Below are 3723 nucleotides of genomic sequence, written 5' to 3' on the forward strand. Positions count from 1 at the left end.
ACTGTCGCCCGGCGGGCACCGACTACCGTCGCTATCGTCCGTTAAGAGAACAACGTTGGTCTCTCGATTTCGCTGATTACAGGGGGAGTTGCCTGGAGCATCTTAAGTGCACCCTCATAGTCTAAGGCGGAGCAGGCCGCGTGCCTCGGGGTCGTTCGAGCGAGCTTCGCTCTCTCGTGATGACGAGACGCCGTCGGCGTCTCGAACCACGTGACCCCGAGGCGGTTCACACCGGTCCGAGTCCAGCAAGCCACGTCAGGACTGGCCCGGCCGTGATTCGGACTGTGGCTGCGCCGAATCCAAAGGCGATGAGGCTCATTAAGAGGACGAATTCGCTGTTGGCATCCTTCACACTTGTAAGGAGTGTGAGAACCGTGAGTGACCCGGAGAGGAGACAGATGAGTCCCCCGATGAGAAAGCTCAGACTGGTGAACACCGGATCTGAGAAACTCATCACTGGGAATGGGGGCATATAGACACCAGTTGCATTGAGAACCATGCCGATGCTAAGATATCCGACAAAACTGGCCACTGTCACTGCACTTCCGACCGATGACAGTCGGAGCACGCGATACAGCCTTCGCTCAAGCGGCGTCGATGGGTGCCATGCTCGCAGCGCGGAGGTGTGAGGCATCTGACTACGGCCACAACCCTCGTGCTTCGTGCGCCTCGGCAATGCGGGACAGCGCCACGATGTACGCTGCATCACGCCACGTTACGTCGGTTGCTCGAACTCTGATCGAACCGCATCCCAGGCAGCCTGCATCTCCGCTTCGAGTTCGTCGTTCACCCGTTCGAGCGACCACGCTCGTCGATTGATGTCCTGGAGCCACTCGAAATAACTCACGGTGACACCGCCTGCGTTGGCGAGAATATCGGGAATCACGGCGACATCCCGTTCGGCGAGCATCGAATCAGCCGTGGACGTCGTCGGGCCGTTTGCACCTTCGACGACGAGGTCTGCAGCAATTGCTTCTGCGTTCTCTTTCGTGATCACGTTCCCGAGGGCGGCCGGAATAAGCACGTCGACATCGAGGGAAAGCAACTCGTCGTTCGAAATCACCGTGTCCGCGTATGTGGTGACGGCTTCCGGCTCTTCGTCGTGTGACAGAACTGACGCCGTATCGATTCCCTCCGGTTCGTACATCGCTCCATTCACGTCGCTGATCGCGACGATGGTCGCGCCCCACTCGTTGAGGAGCCGGGCTGCATTCGCCCCGACGCTCCCGTACCCCTGGACTGCAACGGTGGTATCATCGAGCGGCTGGTCGTAATATTCGCAAACCAACTGCGTGATAATCGCGACACTCCGTCCTGGGGCTTCTTCACGGCCTTCGCTCCCGCCGATCACGGGTGGCTTTCCGGTGACGACGCCCGGTATCGTCTCGCCTTCCTGCATCGAGTAGGCGTCCATGAACCACGCCATCGTCTGTGGGTCCGTGCCCATGTCGGGGGCGGGAATATCCTGGTTGGGGCCAATATTGTCGCGCAGTTCCTGTGCGAACCGTCGTGTGAGCCGCTCCTTCTCCTCCGCACTCAGCTCCTTCGGGGGTCACCGCTATTCTGAGTGCACTTGCGCAGTACGCCATGCGGAGTCAACGACCCCATCCTACTTCGCTCACCCTGACGGGGGTCGCTCGTAGAGGATGGGACTTGTCGGTGGGTTCGACACACGTCATGACTCGCCGGAGTGGTGTGCGTTCATCTCTCCCCGACTTCGGGGCCAGTTGACTGTGATCCAGCCATCCAGACAACTGGTGGCCTCGATAAACGTGCTTGTATCACGAAGGAAACGTCGAAGAAGTCTATCGGCTCCTCGCCGGCCTACTGCGGTTCTTGTCCGCCAGTCCGCGGACTGTGATGCTCCTTGAGGACCGGGACTCTGCCTCGCAAAGTAGTTGAAGAGGGTCGCTTGGAGAGGAATTTGGTTGCTGACGCTACGAGACGGTGACGAGACTGCATCGGTGACGAGAGAACGCTTATGACATTAGAGACAGTACTGACTACTATGCCAATCGATATTAAGACGTTCACTCAGGCCGATAGCGAGGATCTCACCGAGATCACGAACGCTGAGAAGGTTGCTCGATTCCTCTACCAGAATAACGACAAGGCGTTTACTCCGGCCGAAATCGCTGACGGTGCAGACGTTAAGAAGAGTTCGATCAGTACCGTGCTTCGCCGCCTCGAGGAGCGTGAGCTCGTCCAACATAAGGGCGATTACTGGGCGATCGGTGACGAGGAAACCGTTCGAGACGCGTTTCGATTCCATCAGACGATGGACGACCTCGATGAGCGGTTTGGCGCAGAAGATTTGGAGGAGTGGCGTGAACATGCGGCTGAAGAATCTCAGGAATGAGTCTGGAACGTGGAGATGTCGTGGTCGCAACTGATCCCTTCAAAGACGACACCACGACCGGTCGTCCGTTCCTTCTCATCAATCATACCAACATGCCCTTCCACAGTGAGCAGTACATCGTACTTTCGTTGACGACGCGGACATGGCATGACGAACGAATTCCGCTTTCAGACGAGGACTGGGTTGAGGGTGGCGCTCCGAAGTCGAGTTCGATTATGCCATGGTCAGTGAATTCAGTGAAGAGTGAATGGATCAACTACTGGCAAGGAACACTCCACGACAAGATTGTTGACCGGGCTATTACCCAACTACAGCAATATATTGAATAGCAACGGATCACCACCGGTGACGAGCTCTTTATAGCAACAAGCATCACACTGTATTGGTAATCAGCGAGATTGTTGTTGCTATTAGTCGCGATGTGAATCGCTCGCAATGCTGGTCAATGTTGAACGAATCCATCCAGTGGGCGAACGTCTCGCCGTGGTCGGCTTCCTTGAACTGCCAGTACTGCCAGGCGTGGACGAGTTCGTGCCATACTGTCTTGCTGAATTGTATCCAGCCGAATTCTTGGTAGGCGTCCCAGGTGAACCGGATCGTGACCGCTTCGGTATCTGGGTCATATTCGGTCACGCCGGCCTGTCGCTGGGTCCGCTCGGACACCTCCCAGTCGATCGACTCGACGGGGAACTCAGGGAAGTGTTCGGCAGCGACGTCGGCGGCATGCGTTTGTGCTCGGTCGAGTAGGGCCGCCTGCGTTTTCGGCACGCTATCGGCGGCGTCGCAATCGTCGATGCTGTCGGTGAGCGTGCGCTGGTCGGCAATCTCGGGAAGCGTCTGTTGACGAGTCATACAAATAGGGAGAAAGCGTGTTAGCAGCAGGCGTCGAGCGCGCGTTTGTCGGTGGTTTCAGTCCCGCAGTGCTCACAGCGCCAGTAGCGGTGATCGACGTTGCCGTACTTGTCGTGGCCGACGTGCGGGCCAGTGATGCGCGGCCCGTCGTTGCTCTCGTCACTCGCGTCGTCAGCAAGGAAGGCGTCGAGTGAGCCGTCAGCAGCGGCGTCTTCAACGGCGGCCATGTGCTTGCAGTGGGCGTGGCGGTGAACGTGATGGGGGCAGGTACACGCCATCAGGTCACCGGTCACGTCGTCGAGCGTCACCGTATACTGGTGCTCGTCAGGGCTCTCGTAGGTCTCATTCGTCACGTCGACTATTCCCGGGGCGTCGAGGGCGAAACTGAACTGTTCCCACTGCGCGCGTTTCCGTGCCTTCTCGTCAGATTCAAGATCCGCGGTCGTTGTCGTTGACATGGGTTTCAGATCCTTGTGGAAGCCCCGCCTGGCGTGCCAGCGCCGGGCGTTACC

General features: G+C 58.1%; 5 protein-coding genes and 1 pseudogene. 2 read left to right on the plus strand and 4 right to left on the minus strand.

From position 1 onward, the window contains the following. Window positions 1-226: 226 nt before the first annotated feature. On the minus strand, window positions 227-499 hold the full coding sequence (locus ACRYA2_RS26465; RefSeq protein WP_433634788.1) for a hypothetical protein: 273 nt from the start codon (window positions 497-499) through the stop codon (window positions 227-229). 139 nt (window positions 500-638) lie between these two features. Continuing rightward, window positions 639-1549 (minus strand): annotated as a pseudogene (locus tag ACRYA2_RS26470) (Glu/Leu/Phe/Val dehydrogenase dimerization domain-containing protein); the annotation flags it as partial. 459 nt (window positions 1550-2008) lie between these two features. On the opposite strand from ACRYA2_RS26470, the gene ACRYA2_RS26475 reads away from it, so the two are divergent. Next, window positions 2009-2359 (plus strand): MarR family transcriptional regulator, encoded by a 351-nt coding sequence (locus tag ACRYA2_RS26475; protein WP_433634790.1) that lies wholly within the window; start codon window positions 2009-2011, stop codon window positions 2357-2359. A gap of 20 nt (window positions 2360-2379) precedes the next feature. Then, entirely contained in the window at window positions 2380-2688 is a 309-nt protein-coding gene (locus tag ACRYA2_RS26480) for a type II toxin-antitoxin system PemK/MazF family toxin (RefSeq protein ID WP_433634792.1), read from the plus strand. 43 nt (window positions 2689-2731) lie between these two features. On the opposite strand, the gene ACRYA2_RS26485 is transcribed toward ACRYA2_RS26480, so the two are convergent. Then, on the minus strand, window positions 2732-3211 hold the full coding sequence (locus ACRYA2_RS26485) for a SprT-like domain-containing protein (protein ID WP_433634794.1): 480 nt from the start codon (window positions 3209-3211) through the stop codon (window positions 2732-2734). Between the two features lie 20 nt (window positions 3212-3231). Beyond that, the coding region (locus ACRYA2_RS26490) for a DUF8118 domain-containing protein (protein ID WP_433634796.1) at window positions 3232-3723 on the minus strand (492 nt) is incomplete at its 5' end.

The organism is Halomicrococcus pelagicus (genome assembly GCF_050954125.1).

Excerpts from the sequence above, each read along its gene's own strand:
- ACRYA2_RS26485 (WP_433634794.1), bottom strand. The coding sequence starts at position 3,211 with ATGACTCGTCAACAGACGCTTCCCGAGATTGCCGACCAGCGCACGCTC.
- ACRYA2_RS26465 (WP_433634788.1), bottom strand. The coding sequence starts at position 499 with ATGGTTCTCAATGCAACTGGTGTCTATATGCCCCCATTCCCAGTGATG.
- ACRYA2_RS26475 (WP_433634790.1), top strand. The coding sequence starts at position 2,009 with ATGCCAATCGATATTAAGACGTTCACTCAGGCCGATAGCGAGGATCTC.